Origin of the sequence: Paracidovorax anthurii, assembly GCF_003269065.1 — a bacterium.
In the GTDB taxonomy this organism is placed as follows: domain Bacteria; phylum Pseudomonadota; class Gammaproteobacteria; order Burkholderiales; family Burkholderiaceae_C; genus Paracidovorax; species Paracidovorax anthurii.
Window position 1 is genome coordinate 17,094 of sequence record NZ_QLTA01000033.1, and the last position, 17,861, is coordinate 34,954.

The following is a 17,861-nucleotide window of genomic DNA, read 5'->3' on the forward strand; positions in this document are numbered from 1 at the left end:
GCGTCACTGCCCCAGGTTGTTCAGGGCGGAGCGGGCGAACCGGGTCGCCGCCTCGCTGATCTGCGAAAGGTTCTGGCCGATGTAGTCGTTCAGCGCGGAGACGATGGCCTCGATGAGCTGCGACTGGCCGATGAAGGCATTGATGAAGGCGGCGTACTGCGCATCGGTGTCCGACAGGGTGATGGTGAGCGCCACGTCCTTGTCGCCGGCCACCAGCTGGATCTGGCTGTAGGTGAGCTGCAGTTCCTGGGGCGTGTCGCCGGAGGCGGTCAGCGAGGTCTGGATGCCGAGCGTGCCGCTCTGGTTCTGGAGGTTGAGGCTCAGCGTGCCGCTCAGCGGGATCGGCGCGTTCTGGCCGACCTGCACGTTCAGCGTGAAGGGGGTGCTGGCCGTGGCGGGCGGCGAGGGTACGGTGCGCGGCGTGCCCTTGACATTCACCGTCGGGCCCGGGTTCATGGAGCCCAGCAGCAGTTTCGCATTGGCCTGCTGGTTGGCGCCGAAGCGGAGGTTGTCCGGCGGCACGACCACGTTCGAGAGGCCATGGATGACCAGGTTCTGCAGCACGATGGCCGAGATGGAGATGTTGACGCTGCCGAACACCTGGGTGGTGAACGGGCCGGGGATGCTCAGATCGGTGGCGGTGTAGGGCTCCAGCACCGGCGACCCCGATCCCAGCACCAGCGTGGGAAGGTACACGTAGCTGTTGCGGTCGTTGAGCGCGCCGCGCGCGCGGTTGAACAGGTACTTGTCCACCGCGTTCGCATCGGTGTCCACGGTGCTGTTGGCCACCTGCGTGCTGCCGAAGATGTCGTTGAAGGCGCTGTCCAGCTGCTCGTTGAGCAGGGTTTGCACCTGGCCGCGGTTGCCTTTGTCCATCAGCGCGCCATTGACCTGGTCGGTCAGCATCTGCGACGCTTCGTTGGTGGACAGCACCTGTTTGAAGAACGCGCTCCAGGGCCCGTAGAAGGCGGTGGTCTGGATGTAGGACGGAAAGGGCACCGGCGCGATGCTCTGGTATTGCAGGTTCTGCAGCGTGAAGGCGGGCACGGTCCCCTGCACCGCGGTCAGCCGGATGGTGTCGAGGGCGATCTGCAGGGCTTTGCCGCCGCTGGCCACGGTCACTTTCGTGTCGGACACCACCTTGGCGTTGCCCATGGTCAGCAGGGCGATGCCGGTGGAACTGCTGTCGAAGCCGTTCGCGTGCCGGGGCGAGGGCGTGAATCCCAGCGTCGGCGGCGGAGCTACCACGTTGCCCTTCTTGTCGACGAAGCACAGGCACTGCGTCAGCGTGAAGCCCAGGCCATCGAAGGGCGTGGGAGGCTGGGTCGCGGGGTCCTGCCCCGCCTCCGGGCCCGCGAGCGCGAGCGCCTCGTTCCAGGCCTGCCCCTTGGAGGGGTAGGCATTGAGGTTCAGCGTGATCTGCGCGGCATAGCCATCGTTGCTGGAGCTGACCGTGGGCGGCTGCCCGCTCACCTGGATGTTCGCCAGGCCGTCGATCTCGATGCGGCTCACGTTCAGGTCGGGGCCGACGCCGGCATAGGGCTTCACGTTCAGGTTCTGCGTCCTGATGTAGGTGAAGGCCGCCTGGGCGTCGTCGATCATCTGCTGGGTGACCTGCGGGCCGGGTTTCGCCTGGCTCAGCCGGATGATCTGAGGCATCAACGCGTTGAACCAGGAAACGGCCAGGTCGTTCGAGATATCCACCGCGCCGCTGATGTTGTTCAGGTCCCAGTTGTTGCCCTTCAGCGGCAGGTACGGCGTGCCGTCCGACTGCTTCATGTTCGACAGCGCGACCGGCAGGAACAGGCTGTTGTCCGGCCTGTTGTCGTTCGCCTTCTGCATCAAGGTGTTGTAGACGAAGTTGAATAGCTGCAAGCCCATGGTGGCTCCCCTCTCTCTCGGAAAAATTGAATCAGTAGGGTCGGTTGACGACGTGCATCGTGATGTCGTGCAGGGCCCGCAGGTGCGGGCCGGCGGGCAGGTTCTCCAGGAACTGCACGGCCTGCAGTGCCGTGCTGCGCGCCTGCGCGTAGGCCATCGCGAAGGCATCCGAGCGGCGGATCTCGTCGACCCAGGCGTCGATCTGCTGCGGGGGCGGTGTTTCCTTGCTGCGCAGGTAGCGCACCATGGGGTGCTCGTCGCCGAACAGCTTCATCGCGTGGATGATGGGCAGGGTGATGCGGCGCTGGTGCAGATCGATGCCCTTGCTCTTGCCGGCCTCCTCGTCCGAGTGCGCCAGATCGAAGATGTCGTCCATCATCTGGAAGGCGCGTCCCATGTAGCGGCCGAAGGAGCCCAGGCGGCGCAGCTCGGAGGTGCGCGCGCGCATGAGCGCGGCGCCGGATTCGCAGGCCAGCCCGAACAGCACGGCGGTCTTGCGGTCCACCGTGGTGAGGTAGCGGCTCAGCAGGGAGTCCGGGTGCCAGTAGGGCTGGGTGGTCATCTCGTCGATCTCGCCGCGGCAGATGTCGAAGGCCGAGTCCAGCACCCACTTCACGAGCTGCATGTCGTTCATGTCCTCGATCGCATCGACGAAGCAGCGCACCGCCTGCAGGAACTGCATGTCGCCGATCAGGATCGCCATCTCGGTGCCGCGCGCCGCGTTCACGCTGCTGTGGCCGCGCCGCAGCGAGGCGTGGTCCACGATGTCGTCGTGGATCAGGCTCGCCACGTGCAGCATCTCCAGCGAGGCGGAGGCGCGCATCACCTTGTAGGGCAGGTCGCCCCCGGGCTGGAACACGCGGGCCGTGAGCAACAGCATCAGCGGCCGCAGCTTCTTGCCGCCCCGGTAGAGCGCCATCTCGGCGTCCGACAGGTAGCCCTTCTGCGGCTCCAGCGCGTCGGCCAGTTCGCGCTCGAAGCCCCGCATCTCCGCCGCCATCAGGTCCTGCAGGATGGCCTGGACCGGGTCCTGCCCGGCGGCAGCGATCCTCACGGTTGCGCGTCCACCAGGGCCTGGGCCAGCGGCCGGACCAGAGCGCGCTCCAGCGCGTCGGCGATGCGATCGTGCAGCAGGCTCTTGATGAAGCGCGCTTCCCCGAGCGCCTCGCGCACGGCCTGTGCGAGCCCCTGGCCCAGGGAGTTGTCCCAGCCGCCGTCGTCGAAGTGCAGATCGAAGCCGTCCAGCTCGACGCGCCCGTCGATCAGCACCGGCGTGCCATCCGCCTGCGCGCCGAATTGCAGGGACACATGGCAGGCGAGCCGCGCCTGCAGCCCGCCCGCGGTCAGGGCCACGGGCTTGAGCGCCGCCAGCCGCGCGGCGTGCTCGGCGATGTCGGCCTGCATCTTGCGCACGAAGGCGCGCTCGTCCTCGTTGAGCACCATGGTCCAGGTGTTGCCCTGCGCGTCGCGGCCGCCGATCGGGCTGCCGTTCAGGAACTGGTGCACTTCTTCCACGGTGTTGGGCTCCGCAGGGGTGCCGTTCTGCACCACGGTGTATACGCCGTCCTTGGTGAGCTGCGGAACGTTGTCGATCTTCTTTTCCACGTTCTTGTCGTGGATGGTGTTCTTGACGACGCTGGAGCCGAAGCTCAGCGTGGCCGCCGCCGCCTGGTTGTAGGGGTTGTTCGGATCGATATTGTTTTGCGGCGAGTTCGTGCTTCCGGCCAGCGCGGTCAGGGCGGTCAGCAGCGCCAGTTTCTGGGTCTGCGCGTTGCCGTTGTAGGTCGTGCCGCCGTACTGCTTGTCCTTGTCGTTGACGTAGCTGCCGTCGCCATTGCCGTTGCCGTTGTTCAGCGCGGTATGGGTGTCCTCCGCCATGTCGGAGATGGCCTGCGTGCCCCAGCCGGCCTGGAAGGCATAGGCCAGCGGATCGGTGAACACGTCGTTGAAGGCGGCGCGGTGGTTGGAATAGGTGGTCAGCAGCGTCGCGCCGTTGCCGCCGGGCACGTTCTGCAGCGCGGCGCGCTGGTCGTTCGCGGTCTGGATCCAGGCGGGATGCGCGTTGGTGTCGTCGGTGCCGCCGCGCCGCCGCGCTCCCGGCGGCAGGGCCGTGCCGGCTCCGTCCAGGTCGGCTTCCCAGACCTGCGTGCCCTGCACGGTGTACGTGCCTTGCAGCGCGATGCCTTGCAGGCGCACCGCCAGCACGCAGCGGCCCTGTGCGTCGCTGCTGTGTTCGATCACGGGCAGGCCGTCCTGGGGCAGCGACAGCTGCATGGCGGACAGCTCGATGCCCAGGGAGCCGCGCGCGAAGCCGGCCTGTGCGGGCATGTCCAGCGAGCGTGCCAGCGGCAGTGGCGGGACGTCGCTGATGCCGATCTGGCGGGGCAGGGCGGCATTCAGGGGGACGGTGGACCGATTTTTCCAGCCGTCTTGAAAAGCTTGCATTCCAGCGCTCATGAAAATTCTCCTCATTCGATTGACCGGAGCCGGTCGTGTCAGGCGATGTCGACGTTGGCCGTGACCAGCACGTGGTCCGCGTCCGCGGTGGAAATGTTCAGGTTCGAGGGGGTCAGCTTCAGGCTGATGCCGTCGAGCTGCAGGGGGATGTCCGGCACGCTGAACGAGGCGTTCTCGTTGAGGGCCTTCTGTGCCGCGCTCTGGGCGGCGGATGTGATGAAGGGCGTGGCCACGCCGATGATGATGTTGGCCACGTGCTCCAGGAGGCCGGCATTGAATTTCTCCCACCCGCTGCCATCGGCGGCATAGGTGATCGTGAAGGCGGGCAGCGGCTGGAGCTGCAGCTGCACCGTTTTCGATCCGGAGACGACGGGCGCGACGGTGACCGTCACGGGCGAGGGCTTGGTGCTGAAAGTGGCTTTTGCAAAATCAACCATGGTGTGGCTCCTGTCACAGCAGATTCGATGCGGCTTCGACCGCGCAGGCGGCGGGGACCAGCCACCACGAGACGCCGACCTCGGCGGTGGCGGCGAACGTGGCGGAGACGTTGACGTTCGGCAGGGTCGAGCCGAGCGCGACCGAGGCGTTGCTGATGCCGCCGTTCAGCGAGTAGCTGCCCGTCCAGTTGCTGTCGCTCTTGTTGATCTTGGCGTCGTCCATCTTCTGGACGAGTGCGCTGCTGTATTTCTGCAGCAGCGTGGACAGCAGCCGGCGCCCGACCAGCACGCCGAGCGGCTTCTGCGGCCATTGCACGCCGCTGATGTCCGGCGTGCCGTTCGCCAGCAGGTTGCTGGCCAGCACCAGATGGCTCCCCGTGACGGTCACGACCGGCGGCGTGAAATCCTGGCCCTCGATCGTGATGCAGGGTGGAATCTGGTAGGCCTTGAGCAGGTCCTGCACTTTCGTGAACACGATGCCGCACATCACCTGCAGCATGAACTCCGAGGCGCCGGTCGGATTGATCGGCAGCACCGCGACCGGGCCGAGCTGGATCTGGCGGTTGGACACCGTCACCTGGGCGAAGACGGTCAGCGCGAAATTCAGCTTCGACTTCGTTCCATCCTGCAGGTTGAAGGTGGTGGTCACGGAGGCCAGCTGCACCTGGAACATCTGGTCCGTGGGCTGGGGCGGCTTGGTCTGCCCGGAGGGCGTGAAGGTGTGCGGGTCGTTCCACTGGGTGAGGGTGGGCGGCGCCAGCACGAATTGCGGTGCGGCATCGATGCTCCAGTCCACGGAGGTGATGCCCATCTGGCCGACGGCCTCGGTGCCCTGGAAGAACTTCTGCCGGGCCTGGGCGTTGCCATAGAGCTGGGTCATCCCCTTGTTGAGGGTGCCGGCATCCAGCACCAGCGCTGCGTCGTAGTTACTCATGTTCCAACTCTCCTTTGCATGTCGGGTGTGTCGAACGGGGGCTGTGCGTCCAGTAGGTTTCCATCCACTCGCCGCCATGGCGGTAGTGCTGGGGGAAGTCGTCGAAATCGACCAGGGCACGGCCGCACTGCGGGTCGGCGACGGAGATCGCGCGCCGCGTGCGGCAGTAGCCGTCCACGAGCACGTAGTGCTGCGGCCCGGCCTGCCAGCGGATGGCGACCGCCATCGGGCGGCCTTCTTCCAGCTCGCGCATCAGGCGGCGGAAGGGGGGGCGCCCGCTGCTCCAGCCGGCCAGGCAGTTCACGTAGCGCAGCGTGCGTTCCATGGCGGCCTGCTGGTTGAAGCGCTCTTCCTGCAGCAGGCTGGGCGGCGGGGCGCTGTCGGGGCGCACGTCGTCCGGGGCCAGGATGCGCCAGGCCAGCGTGTCCTGCTGCCACGAGGTGTCGCCGTAATGGGCGGCGACGGCGCAGGTGACCGCGGCCCAGCACCAGTTGGAGCGCAGTTGCGGCTCCAGCGCCAGTTGCAGCTGCTGCTCGTCGCTGGCCTGCGCGGCGAGGGCGCCGGCGCGCACCGGGCCGATGCGCCGCGTGGTGCGCGCCAGCGGCTCGATCCTCAGCTTCATGGGAAGGACACGCACTGCGGCAGCAGCTTGTTCAGCTGCTGGCTGACGATGTCGTTGACCTGCGATGAGATCAGGGACCGGATGGCGCCCTTGGCGGCATCCAGGATCAGGTTCTCCACGGGCTGCAGCAGGTAGTTGAGCGGGCCGAGGTCGTTGATCCAGATCGAGGCGTTGCCGTAGTTGAAATTCGCGCTCATGCCGGAGATGCTGTTGAGGCACAGCTTCCCGCCCGAGGTGCTGGCCTGGAACTGGGCGCTGCCGGCGATGGTCGGGTTGTCGATGCGGATGTTGCCGGAGATGCCGGGGTGTACGAACAGCACGCGCACGGAGCCGCTCGCCTGGGCCGAGAGGGAACTGGTGAGCTGCGCGTGAAAGTTCAGGGTGCCCGAGAGATTGGTGCCGGACGCGTTGAGGTTGCTGACCACCATGTCCTGGATCTGCAGCGAGGAAATGCCGGTCAGGTCCGTCACCGAATACGAGGCGGAGCCGATCCCGATGCTGGTCGAGCCGGAGGCGACGTTCTGGTAGGGGTCGTAGCCCGCGCCGGTGATGGCCGGCTTGATCTCGCGGTTCAGTTGCGAGACGAGCCCTTGCAGGACCTGGTTGATGATCTGGGTGAACGGATCGTTGCTCATGCGGATTCCCTCTGATTCAAGGCGTGGTTGCTCTGGCGGAGATACCGCGGCAGGACCGGGGGGCCTGCGCGCGGATGCGGGACGCGGCGCCAATGGCGGCGGCGGGTGGTGCGTGGAAATGGGGGAAGGCGCCCGGGCCAGGGCTGGCCGGCAGGCGTTGGCGCCGCAGGGGCGCGATCCCGTTGCGGCGGCAACGGGCGACCGCCCCTGGCTTGCGGGCGGTCGAATGGTGGTGGCTTTTTGTCGGCACCGGCTTCTCGTTGTATTGGCGAACGGGCGCGCCCATCCCGGGCGCGCCACGCAGATCCTCACTCGGCAGACATTTGCCTGCCCCCTCCCTCGTCTTGTGCGAGTCGGTCCATTCTTGAGGCGCTGTGTGATTCCTGGAATGAATTCGTCTTAATTTTTATTAAATTTTCTGAATACAGCGCATAACCGATAGTTATGAATCGGTGCTTGGCCTTCCAGGAAAGGGCCATCCGCAAAGCAGCCGGCCGTGGTGCCTGTGTGGGGCACGGCAATGCAGCGCAGCCATTTCCGGGATGGGAGGTGCCGCCGCACGAGGCGGCTGTGCACGGAGCGCCGCCCCGCGCGCGGGTTGATGGCAAACCCGTGTCAGCGCGTGGTTGGCAGGTCGATCTGTTCCAGCGGCGCGGGCCGGCCGAAGAAGTAGCCCTGCGCATGCGCGCAGCCCATGGCGCGCAGGCGGGCGGCCTCGGCCTCGGTTTCCACGCCCTCGGCCACCACGGTGACGGCGAAGCCCTTGGCCATGCTGAGCACGGCGGTGACGATGGCCTCGTCCTGCGGCGAGTGCAGCAGGTTGCGCACGAAGCGCTGGTCCACCTTGATGCAGTCGAAGGGCAGGCGGCCCAGGTAGGCGAGCGATGAATAGCCCGTGCCGAAATCGTCGATGGCGATCTTCACGCCCTGCGCGCGGATGGAGGCCAGGCGCGCGCGGGTGACGCCGTCGTCCTCCAGCAGCACCGATTCGGTCAGCTCCAGCGTGAGGTGGTGCGGCGGCAGGCCGCTCTCGTCGAGGATCTGGCGCAGGGTGTCCTGGAAGTCGGACTGGATCAGCTGGCGCGCGGATACGTTCACGTGGATGTCGAAATCGGCGGGCAGGTGCGGTATCTGCCGCGCGATGGCGTGCGTGGCCGTGCGCAGCACCCATTCGCCCAGGCCGAGGATCAGGTCGGATTCCTCGGCCACCGGAATGAACACGCCCGGCGACACCATGCCCCGCGCCGGGCTGTTCCAGCGCAGCAGCGCTTCCGCTCCGATGGTCCGGCCCGTGGGCAGGTCCACCACGGGCTGGTAGTGCACGAGGAACTGGCCCTTGTCGAGCGCCTGCCGAAGCTCGATGGCCAGGCGCGCGCGCTCCATGGAGCGCTCCATCATCGCGGACTCGAACGCCACGCACTGGCTGCGCCCGAGCCGCTTGGCTTCGCCCAGGGCGATGCTCGCGTTGCGCAGCCATTCCGCGAGGTGCTCGCTGGACAGCGTGCCCGCCACCAGCCCGATGGACGCGGGCAGCAGCACCTCGTCGGCGCCCACCGAGAACGGCGCCGCGAACAGCTCCTGCACGGCCTTGCCGATGGCCTGCGGGGAGGCGGCATCCGCATCCAGGTACAGCAGCGCGAATTCATCGCCTCCGAGCCGCGCCACGAGGGCCGAGGCGGGCAGGGCGACCCGCAGGCGCGCGGCGATGGCCTGCAGCAGCCGGTCGCCCGTGTCCAGGCCCATGCTGTCGTTCACGGCCCGGAACGCGTCCAGGCCCGTCAGCGCCAGCACCGCGCGGCGCGGCTGCTCCCAGTCGGCCTTCTCCAGCAGGCCGCGCCGCGTGAGCAGTCCCGTGAGCGGGTCGCCCAGGAGCTGTTCGTGCAGCTGCTGGAAGGAGTGGCGCAGCCGTCCGGCCATGTCGTTGAACGCCTTGACCAGCACCGTGGTCTCGCGCAGCGGGCTGGCGATGCGCAGTTCGGTGCCCCAGTCGCCGCGCGCCATGCGCTTGGCGGCGTTGGCCGTCATGAGGATGGAGCGGGCGATCCTGCGCACCGACCAGAGGCCCAGCAGCAGCCCCAGCGCGGCCACGGCGGCCGTGGCGAGCAGCAGGCGCCGCGAGACCTCGCGCGTGTCGCCCAGCAGGTCGGATTCGGGCAGCGCGACGACGATGCGCCAGTGGATGCCGGCCACATTGGTGAAGGGCGTCACGCGCGCGAAGTAGCGGTCCTGCCCCACGCGGTAGGAAAACGCCGCCGCGCCGCCGCCCTGGGCCGCGGAGGGCAGGCCCTGCGCGGCCGCCCGGATGGCGGCGCTGGGGCTCTGGGTGCCCAGCCTGCGCTCGTGCTGCGGGCTGTCCGGCGCGCGCGCCAGGAGCACGCTGCCCGGATCGGACTGGGCGACGAGCCGGTCATCGGCATCGAGCACGAAGATCTGGCCCTTGCCCAGCAGCGGCTCCTCGCGCAGGAAGCGGTGCAGCGTGTCGAGCCGCACTTCGGCCTGCACCACGCCGACGAACTGCCCGTCGGCGATGACCGGGGAAGAGGCGGCGACGATCACGTCGCCGCGATCGCCCGCCGTGGTGTAGATGGGCGACCACATGGGCCGCCCGGACTGCTCCACTGGCGCATACCAGGGCCGCACGCGGGGGTCGTAGCCCGGCACGGAGGTGATCACCGTGTCGCGCGCGTCGCCCGTGCCGTGCACCTGGAGCAGGTCCTGGGTGGTGCGGTCCTTGAGCACGAGCCGCAGCCCGTCGTCGTCGCGCCGGATGCCGGTATAGGCGCCGTCGCGGGCGCCGAAGCCGAGCAGGCTGACCTGCTGCTCTTCCGTGTAGAGCGCGTCGAGCACCGCGCGCATGTATTCGTGGACCGGGCGCATGTCGCCCGCGCGGTAGAGGCCGTGGCGGCCGATCGCGTCGGCGGCGCCGCGCTGCATCTGGAAGGGCGTCGCCAGGAAGTAGGTGAGCCGCTCGCTGGCGGTGTGGGTCACCGCGTCCAGCAGGCGCACGCTTTCCTGGTCGATGATCGCCTCGATCTGCCGGTGCTGCGTGACGGCTTGCAGCGCCACGGTGCCGATGAACAGCGCCGCGAACGGCACGGCGATCGCGGTGCGCAGCGAGAGCTGCCCCCGGATGCGCACGTCAGCCTCGCCGGGCCGCGCAGCAGCGCGTGCGTGCCAGAGGGTGGGAGGTCATGGGGTGCGCCGCTTGTCGAACATGGGGGTTCTGGTTTTTCTGTCGTGGCCGGCGTGCTGCGGGGTCAATCCCGCGTGGCGCGGCGCTGCACGCAGGCGACGTAGGCGTCCCCATCGGGAGGGTGGCCTGAGCGCTGGCTTTCCCAGAGCATCCGGCCCAGGCATTCCATGGCGGCGTGGTGCGCGTCCTGCAGCGAGCCCAGGCGCGCGGCGAGCAGTTCCACCGCCTGCCGGATGCCGCGCGGCTGGTCGATGCTGCACTGCTCGCTGATCGAGAGGTGCATCGAGAGGTGCAGGAAGGGGTTGGCGCGGTCGGGCGTTTCGTCGTAGTTGCGGGCAAGGGCCGCGTCCACGTCGGCCAGTTCGGCGTGGTATTCGGGGTGCTCGGCGATCCAGAGGCTGGCCAGCGTCTCGATGGCTTCCATGGGCTGGCCCGCCCGGGCTTTCGCGTGCACGGCGCAAAAAAAGCGCCGCACATCGGCTTGCGTGGGGTGGAACATGATGGCGTGCAGGGTAGCACGGCAGGGTGGCGTTCCGGACCACTCCTGCTGGTGGTTTGCCCTATTCCGCCGCGCGCCCCGGAAGGGGCGCGCGGCGATCATGGGGCCGGCGGCGGTCAGGTTTTCCGTTCGTTGCCGTGTTCGCTGCTTTCCGCGCTGTTGGTCTCGTCCTGCTCGGTCACGGGATCCAGGTGGATATGGGGCTGGGCCTGGGTGGCGTGCTGCGGGGCCAGTTCCACGTCTCCCCCTGCCGGGGGCGCCTCCGCCGGTTTCGAGAGCGACTTGTAGAGGGCGGAGAGGTGGGCCTTGGCCACGATCCAGCCGTTCAGGCTGGTCCAGGCCATGGCGTTGGAGGCCGCGGACCGCTGGTAGTCGTTGTCGTTGCCGGACATCACCTTGCGCAGCGTGATCAGCGGCCCGAGCGGCAGCGTGAGCCCGAAATTCAGGAGCCCGCGTGCCGTGATGCCGCCCATCATGGTCTGCTTGTCGATCTGCTCGTTCACCACGTTGCCGGCCGTCGCTCCCGGGAGGAAGGACTTCACCAAGGTGCTGGTCAGGTCGGACACCGTGTCGGCGGTGGCGCTGATCGCGCGCTGCGCGAGGGCGCTGACCATCATGGAGATCGGCAGGGCCAGTTCGGGCGAGACACCGCGGTCCGTGAGCGATTTCTCGACCAGGGGGCGGAGCTCCGCATTCACCGCCACGTTGGTCATGGCGGCGGCGATGGCCGTCCACATGTCGTTGAAGCCCGCCATCACGCGGGGGCCCTCGCGCTGCAGGACCGTTTCGCTGGGCAGCAGGATGGCATCACCCAGCCGGGGCATGGTCTTCATGGTCTCGCCGATGGCTTCCTTCAGCACCGCGCTGGATGAACCGCCCACGAGGTTGGACAGGTTGGCGATGGCCTCCCGCGACACGTCGCCGTTGCGCGATCCCGCAAGGATGGCCACGGAGGCCGTCTGCAGGAGCCATGCGCCGGCATGCGCGCCGAAATAGGTCGCTGAGCGCTGGCCCAGGGTGGCGCGCATGGCCTTGAAGGTATCGCCCCAGGTCGGCGGTTCCGGCGGCTGCGTGTCGCCTGGAGGGGGCGCCTCGATGTCTCCAGGGGGCGCCGCCGTGTACATCGGGTGCGTGGTGTTCGACACGACGGAAATCCCCGAGTGGGTCGAGGAGGCGATGCTGATCTGGTCGATCTGCTGCCGCCGGGACACCTTGTTGGTGTCCAGCGGGCCCGAGAAACCCGGGAGGGAGCCGGAGAGATTGTCGATGTGGCGCAGTGCACCTACCCGCTCACCGGCATCGGCTGCGTGAAGCGCATCTATATCGACCTGGCCACGCTGGCCTGCACGCCGGAGGGCCTCGTGCTCATCGACGCGGTGCCCGGCCTGGAGCTGGCCGAACTCGAACGCCTCGCGGGCCTGCCCATCCGCGCGGCCTGAATCCCCCGGAGACCTCTTCCATGACCCTCTCCCCCTAAGCCTTCATCTGCGACGCCGTCCGCACGCCCTTCGGTCGCTACGGCGGCGCGCGCCGGACTGTCGCCAAGGGGCGATCCGTGTTTTCCGCAGACCGGATTCGTGCGGCTCCGCCTTCCGGGAGACCGCCACGTTGCTTCGCCGCAGGCCGTGCCGGCGGCACCGCCCGCGGCTTCATACCCTGTTCCCTCCCGGATGGCGCTCCTGTTTCAGACGTTGCGCCGGCTTTCCTCCTGCAGCTGCACGGGAGCTTCCACATCCTCCGTGATCTCTTTGATCGTCACGCCGCCGCGGCGCGTGACCTGGGTGGTGTGCGGCTGCGCGGTCTGCACGGGCTGCTGCCCGTCGCCCGGAGGCGGCGCGATGGCCGGGGGGTTGGCCACGGCGGAGCGCACCCTCGCGTGGGCCTGGTAGGTCTGGTTCGTGTTGCGGTAGGCGAGGCCGAACGCTGCGGCCGTCGTGGCGACTCCAAGGAACGAGGTGAGGTTCGGGGCTTTGTCGCGGAGGCCGGAGGCTGTGGCGATCTGCTGTACCGCGAGGTTGGCCATGCCCGCAAACTGGTTCCAGGAGAACCGCGCGACGGAGTGGTCGAAGACGCGGTCGTGGTCTGTCATGGGAAGCTTGTTGCCGGAGTTCCAGACCTGCTGCGCGCCCACCTGCTTGGTTTCATAGTGCTTGCCCAGGCCTGCGTCGATCACTTCCACCGACGTGTTGAACAGACCACGGATCAAGGCCACCAGGGCCGCGTTGTGCAGTTGAGGGTCGTTCACGGGGTTGTTCGAGTCGACTGTCTGGAACTGCAGTCCGTTGAGGCCCACGGAGCGTGCATTCAGCACGGCTGAGACCACGCCATCCGAGGCCGTGCTCGCGCCCATCGTCATCAGGGTGTATACGGCGGCCATGGAGCTCATGTTGGCGTTGTTGACGCCACTCGTTCCGGGCCCCTCGACGTTGACGAACTTGATGCTGGCCTGCATCAGTTCGCGCATGCCTGCGTAGATGACGTTGCGAATCTGGGTGGCCAGTACCCGGGCGGCCACCGTGGGGTCTCCTTCGGCGGCGGCGATCGTGCTCATGGTGAGGTTGCCCACTTCGGCCATGACCTGGTTGGCCGTCACGCGGCGCGAGTCCGCCTGTTGCACGGCGAGCAACTTCAGCCTGTCGTTATTGGGCATGTCTCTCCACTGGTCGTTGGTGAGCCCGAAGTGGCCCTTGACCGCGGCCGCTTGATCGCGGTCCATGCGGGCATGCCGCAGCTTGGCGTGCGCCACGACGGCCATCGTCGAGATGACGGCCTGCATGCCGACGATGGCGAACGGGTTGTCCTGGGCGAACTTGGAGTTCACGATGCCCCGGTAGATCTGCAGCATCGCGTATTCGCGGGAGAAGGTGGGAATCCCGCAGGTCAGCAGCTGCTGCAGCGTGTGCCCGGCGAAGGCGCCCGCCGCCGCGCGGCTGGGCAGCCGGTCGCCGATCAGATCCTGCGCGGTGCGCCGCGTGAAGGCGCTGGTGGCATTCCATCCATGGGTGGCCTTGTCCGCCGTGTAGTGGTAGCCCTGGGCGATCTTCTCCGAGGCGTACTGCCCACCCGCCACGGCTTTGTCCTTGGCATACGTGGCGCCTGCGGTGGCGGTGTCCTTGATCTGGGTCATCGACCCCTGGGCGAAATCCTTGGCGCCGGAGGCCAGTTGCTTGCCTTTCCTCCAGAGCCGTGCGCCTGCGCCGGGCGCGGGTGTTTCCTCTGCCTGCGCCGGTACGCCATGGCCGGCTTCGAGATCGACCTGGGTCCCGGCAGCGGGCGGGTGATCGAGACTGATACTGAATCTGGAGCTGGAGCCGGCGCTGGAGCTGCGGTGGCCGCTGGTGTTGACATGAGGCTCGGCAGCGGGCGGGTGATCGAGACTGATACTGAATCTGGCGCTGGAATCGGCGCTGGAGCCGCGGCGGCCGCTGGTGTTGACTTCGGCCATCCCAAAGCGCAGGGAGATTTCGCCGGGATGGGATGAGGGCGCGCTGTTGCGCGGGGGCCGGCTGGTCGACGTGGAGGCGGTGGAGCCTTGCCGCGCCATCTGCGGCAGCTCCGACTCCGGCATGCGCTGGCTGCCCTGCTTGTGGAGGGGCGATGTCGGCTGGCTGCTGGTCTGCATGCGGGTGCCGCCGGGCGAGGACAGCAGATGCTGCGGCGAGGAGGTAAGCGGCTTGGACGTGGTGCTCTTGACCATGGGGAACTCCTGGTATCTGGGGATCAGTGCACCGGCGCCGGTGCGTGGCTGCCGTCCATGCTGGCGGCGAGTGCGGCGAAGCCGTCGAGCTGGGCGGCCAGATCGCCGCCATCCAGGCCCGTGGCGTCCCAGCGCGTTTGCAGCAGGGTGCCTTCCGGGGTCATGCTCAGGCTGCAGCCGGCGATGAGCATCAGCTCCACGTTGGCCTGGAGTGCCGCGAGCCGCGTGGGCCCGTCGGCCAGCGGCCGGTCCACCAGGGCCGACAGCAGCAGCGTGTGGCCGTCGCCGCAGGCCACGATCTGCACGTGCGCCGTGCCGATCCGCACGCTGTCGCTCAGCGGGAGGTCATGGGTATCGGCGGAAGCGACCCCCAGCTCCTGGAAGGCCTGCTCCAGCAGGGGCTTGTGCCAGCGTGCGTCGATCTGCGACTGCACCGCGGCGGCCATGCCGGCCGGCAGCGGCGGAGCGGCGTCGGCGGTGTCGGCCGGCGGGGTGTCCTGGGGCGCGCCCTGGCGCCGGGCATGGGCGTCGATCATTTCGGGCAGATGGCCCTGGACCGCCACCGCGCTCTCGCGCAGCAGCCCGCTGAAGTAGCTGAGCTGGAAAAGATCCTGGGCCAGTCCCGATGCGTCTCCAGCGTGGGCGCCGGGCACGCCGTACACGACCACGGCCCTGCCGGTCGCATCCATTCCGATACCGAACGGCCCGGCGGCCATGGCCGTTGCATTGAGGTGCAGCAGCAAGGTGGTCCATACGGGTTCGGCCACGCCGATCGGCCGGGGCTGCGAGGCCACCAGGGCCCAGCGTTCCTCGGGCTTTTCGTGGATCAGCAGGGGGGAGAAGGTGATGCCGTCCTGCTGGACGGGGCGCGCGTTCGCGAACGACTCCGCAGTGTCCGGGTCGCTGAAGTGCAGGGCGGCTTCGCGCAGCCAAGCGACGGCTTCCGGAGAGTGGGAATACGATTCCTGGGAGGCGGTTGTGATGCCCATAGCGGTATCTCTTTCATCAAGGTGAATGTATTTTTTGCATGTCGACGAAAGAGGACCGAATCAGGGGCGAAGCAATGGGGCGCTCAGCGAAGGCGGCTGTCGCGCCGGCGTTTTTGGCGGCCGGCCCTGTGGTAGCGACCCCCTCGCGAAGGGGGCGTGAGCACAATCGTGAACACGTTCTCAGCCGCGCCGGGTGCGCAGCAGGCGCGAGATGGATTGCGCCGCCTGCAGCAGCTCCGGCAGCAGCTCGCGCTGCATCACTGCGGCACTGGTGCGGTTGGCCTGGCCGCTGATGTTGAGCGCGGCCACGGTGCGGCCCGCGCGGTCGCGCAGCGGCGCGGCGATGGAGATCAGGCCTTCCTCCAGCTCCTGGTCGATGAGGCACCAGCCCTGTTCGCGCGCCTCGCCCACGCGCTGGAGCAGCCCGGCGTCGTCCAGCACCGTGTGCGGCGTGAAGCGCCGGCGCGGCAGCTCGCGCAGCAGCGCGGCGAGCCGGTCCCCGGGCAGGTCGGCGAGCAGCATGCGGCCCATCGACGTCCAGAACGCCGGCAGGCGCGAGCCCACGCCCAGGTTGGTGCTCATGATCTTGTGGGTGTGCACGCGCAGCACGTAGACGATGTCGTGCCCGTCCAGCACGGCGGCGGAGCACGACTCGCGCACCCGGTCCGCCAGCGCTTCCATGGCGGGCTCGGCCAGGTCCCAGATGGGGGTGGACGACAGGTAGGCGAAGCCCAGGTCGAGGATGCGCGGCGTGAGGCGAAAGAGGCGCCCGTCGCTCTCCACGTAGCCCAGCGTCTGCAGCGTGAGCAGGATGCGGCGCGCGCCCGCGCGGGTGAGGCCGGCGGCGGCGGCCACCTCGCTCAGCGTCTGCTGCGGCGCGGCGGCGCTGAAGGAGCGGATCACGGCCAGCCCGCGCGCGAACGATTGCACATAGCTGTCGCCGGGGCGTGGCGCGGCGGGCGCACCGGGGCCTTCGCCGGCATCGGGGTTTTCCTGGAGGGGGGGATCGGTTTCCATGGGCACGGCGGTATGATTCTTTAATCGAACAAATGTTCTATATACGAACAATCATGCCACGTTCGCAGTGGCCGTGGTGGTTCGGGACGAAGGGTTCTTTCCATGATCGACAAGGTGGCCGGTTCGGTGGCCGAGGCCCTCGCGGGCGTGAAGGATGGTGCCACGGTGCTGATCGGCGGCTTCGGCACGGCGGGCATTCCGGGCGAGCTGATCGACGGGCTGATCGCCCAGGGCGCGCGCGACCTCACCGTGGTGAACAACAACGCCGGCAACGGCGATACGGGGTTGGCGGCGCTGCTCAAGGCGGGGCGGGTGCGCAAGATCATCTGCAGCTTTCCCCGGCAGGTGGACAGCCACGTCTTCGACGGGCTCTACCGCAGCGGCCAGCTGGAGCTGGAGCTGGTGCCCCAGGGCAACCTGGCCGAGCGCCTGCGCGCGGCCGGCGCGGGCATCGGCGCGTTCTTCTGCCCCACGGGCTACGGCACCGAGCTGGCCCGGGGCAAGGAGACGCGCGAGATCGGCGGCCGCCACTACGTGCTGGAGTACCCCATCCACGGCGACGTGGCGCTCATCAAGGCCGAGCGCGGCGACCGCTGGGGCAACCTCACCTACCGCATGTCGGCGCGCAACTTCGGCCCGGTGATGGCCACGGCCGCGCGGTGCACGGTGGCCACGGTGCACGAGGTGGTGGAGCTGGGCGCGCTGGACCCCGAGGCCATCGTGACGCCCGGCATCCACGTGAGCCGCATCGTGCGGATCGACCGGGTGGCCACCCAGGCCGGTGGTTTCAGGAAATCGGCATGAAATCCGCTCCATGTCGCCAAGGACACTGAATGAGTAGCTATCAAAAACGTAGCAAAGACGAATTGGCCCGCCGCGTGGCGCAGGACATCCACGACGGCGCCTGCGTGAACCTGGGCATCGGCCAGCCGACGCTGGTGGCCAACCACATCCCCGCGGGCCGCGAAGTCATCCTGCAGAGCGAGAACGGCATCCTGGGCATGGGCCCGGCGCCGGCGGCGGGCGAGGAGGACTACGACCTCATCAATGCCGGCAAGCAGCCCGTCACGCTGCTGCCGGGCGGTGCGTTCTTCCACCATGCCGACAGCTTCGCGATGATGCGCGGCGGGCATCTGGACATCTGCGTGCTGGGCGCTTTCCAGGTGTCGGCCACGGGCGATCTCGCCAACTGGAGCACCGGCGAGCCCGGCGCCATCCCGGCCGTGGGCGGCGCGATGGACCTCGCCATCGGCGCCAAGCAGACGTGGGTGATGATGGACCTGCTCACCAAGCAGGGCGCCAGCAAGATCGTGGCGCAGTGCACCTACCCGCTCACCGGCATCGGCTGCGTGAAGCGCATCTACACCGACCTGGCCACGCTGGCCTGCACGCCGGAGGGCCTCGTGCTCATCGACGCGGTGCCCGGCCTGGAGCTGGCCGAACTCGAACGCCTCGCGGGCCTGCCCATCCGCGCGGCCTGAATTCCCTGGAGACCTCTTC

At 68.3% G+C, this 17,861-nt stretch carries 15 protein-coding genes and 1 pseudogene; 3 read left to right on the forward strand and 13 right to left on the reverse strand.

Annotated features, from left to right (window positions below):
• Window positions 1–3 precede the first annotated feature (3 nt).
• The 10 genes from AX018_RS15635 to AX018_RS15680 form a co-directional block, all read right to left on the reverse strand.
• Window positions 4–1,881, reverse strand: coding sequence for a hypothetical protein (locus AX018_RS15635; RefSeq protein WP_111878906.1), 1,878 nt, complete (start codon window positions 1,879–1,881; stop codon window positions 4–6).
• A 31-nt stretch (window positions 1,882–1,912) separates the two neighbouring features.
• Complete coding sequence (locus AX018_RS15640; protein ID WP_211322452.1) at window positions 1,913–2,935, reverse strand: polyprenyl synthetase family protein; 1,023 nt, start codon at window positions 2,933–2,935, stop codon at window positions 1,913–1,915.
• Window positions 2,932–4,326 (reverse strand): hypothetical protein, encoded by a 1,395-nt coding sequence (locus AX018_RS15645; RefSeq protein WP_111878908.1) that lies wholly within the window; start codon window positions 4,324–4,326, stop codon window positions 2,932–2,934. The genes AX018_RS15640 and AX018_RS15645 overlap by 4 nt, the downstream gene beginning before the upstream one ends.
• Window positions 4,327–4,376: 50 nt before the next feature.
• The gene (locus AX018_RS15650) at window positions 4,377–4,775 is read right to left on the reverse strand and encodes a hypothetical protein (RefSeq protein ID WP_111878911.1); all 399 of its coding nucleotides are present in this window, start codon (window positions 4,773–4,775) and stop codon (window positions 4,377–4,379) included.
• A gap of 13 nt (window positions 4,776–4,788) precedes the next feature.
• Window positions 4,789–5,709 carry a hypothetical protein gene (locus tag AX018_RS15655; protein WP_111878914.1) on the reverse strand — a complete coding sequence of 307 codons (921 nt, stop codon included), beginning with the start codon at window positions 5,707–5,709 and terminating at the stop codon, window positions 4,789–4,791.
• Window positions 5,702–6,331 carry a C39 family peptidase gene (locus tag AX018_RS15660; protein ID WP_111878916.1) on the reverse strand — a complete coding sequence of 210 codons (630 nt, stop codon included), beginning with the start codon at window positions 6,329–6,331 and terminating at the stop codon, window positions 5,702–5,704. Before AX018_RS15660 ends, AX018_RS15655 begins: the two co-directional genes overlap by 8 nt.
• Window positions 6,328–6,966 (reverse strand): hypothetical protein, encoded by a 639-nt coding sequence (locus AX018_RS15665; protein ID WP_111878918.1) that lies wholly within the window; start codon window positions 6,964–6,966, stop codon window positions 6,328–6,330. The genes AX018_RS15660 and AX018_RS15665 overlap by 4 nt, the downstream gene beginning before the upstream one ends.
• A 615-nt stretch (window positions 6,967–7,581) precedes the next feature.
• Window positions 7,582–10,104, reverse strand: coding sequence for a bifunctional diguanylate cyclase/phosphodiesterase (locus AX018_RS15670; protein ID WP_245951583.1), 2,523 nt, complete (start codon window positions 10,102–10,104; stop codon window positions 7,582–7,584).
• Window positions 10,105–10,223: 119 nt separating this feature from the next.
• A complete protein-coding gene (locus AX018_RS15675; RefSeq protein ID WP_111878921.1) occupies window positions 10,224–10,658 on the reverse strand; it encodes a DUF1841 family protein in 435 nt (144 codons plus the stop codon).
• 116 nt (window positions 10,659–10,774) lie between these two features.
• Window positions 10,775–11,869 carry a hypothetical protein gene (locus AX018_RS15680; protein WP_170146280.1) on the reverse strand — a complete coding sequence of 365 codons (1,095 nt, stop codon included), beginning with the start codon at window positions 11,867–11,869 and terminating at the stop codon, window positions 10,775–10,777.
• Window positions 11,870–11,926: 57 nt separating this feature from the next.
• Here AX018_RS15680 and AX018_RS15685 point away from each other — a divergent pair.
• Window positions 11,927–12,097, forward strand: a pseudogene (locus AX018_RS15685) (3-oxoadipate CoA-transferase); the annotation flags it as partial.
• Between the two features lie 245 nt (window positions 12,098–12,342).
• On the opposite strand, the gene AX018_RS15690 reads toward AX018_RS15685, so the two are convergent.
• From AX018_RS15690 to AX018_RS15700, 3 genes are all read right to left on the reverse strand, one after another.
• A complete protein-coding gene (locus AX018_RS15690; protein WP_245951584.1) occupies window positions 12,343–14,355 on the reverse strand; it encodes a hypothetical protein in 2,013 nt (670 codons plus the stop codon).
• Window positions 14,356–14,378: 23 nt separating this feature from the next.
• Entirely contained in the window at window positions 14,379–15,344 is a 966-nt protein-coding gene (locus AX018_RS15695) for a type III secretion system chaperone (RefSeq protein WP_111878926.1), read from the reverse strand.
• A gap of 180 nt (window positions 15,345–15,524) precedes the next feature.
• Window positions 15,525–16,361 (reverse strand): IclR family transcriptional regulator domain-containing protein, encoded by an 837-nt coding sequence (locus tag AX018_RS15700; protein ID WP_111878928.1) that lies wholly within the window; start codon window positions 16,359–16,361, stop codon window positions 15,525–15,527.
• A gap of 102 nt (window positions 16,362–16,463) precedes the next feature.
• Here AX018_RS15700 and AX018_RS15705 point away from each other — a divergent pair, with 102 nt between their 5' ends.
• Together AX018_RS15705 and AX018_RS15710 are read left to right on the forward strand one after the other, a co-directional pair.
• Window positions 16,464–17,165 carry a 3-oxoacid CoA-transferase subunit A gene (locus tag AX018_RS15705; RefSeq protein WP_111878931.1) on the forward strand — a complete coding sequence of 234 codons (702 nt, stop codon included), beginning with the start codon at window positions 16,464–16,466 and terminating at the stop codon, window positions 17,163–17,165.
• 29 nt (window positions 17,166–17,194) lie between these two features.
• On the forward strand, window positions 17,195–17,842 hold the full coding sequence (locus AX018_RS15710; protein WP_111878933.1) for a 3-oxoacid CoA-transferase subunit B: 648 nt from the start codon (window positions 17,195–17,197) through the stop codon (window positions 17,840–17,842).
• Window positions 17,843–17,861 lie beyond the last annotated feature (19 nt).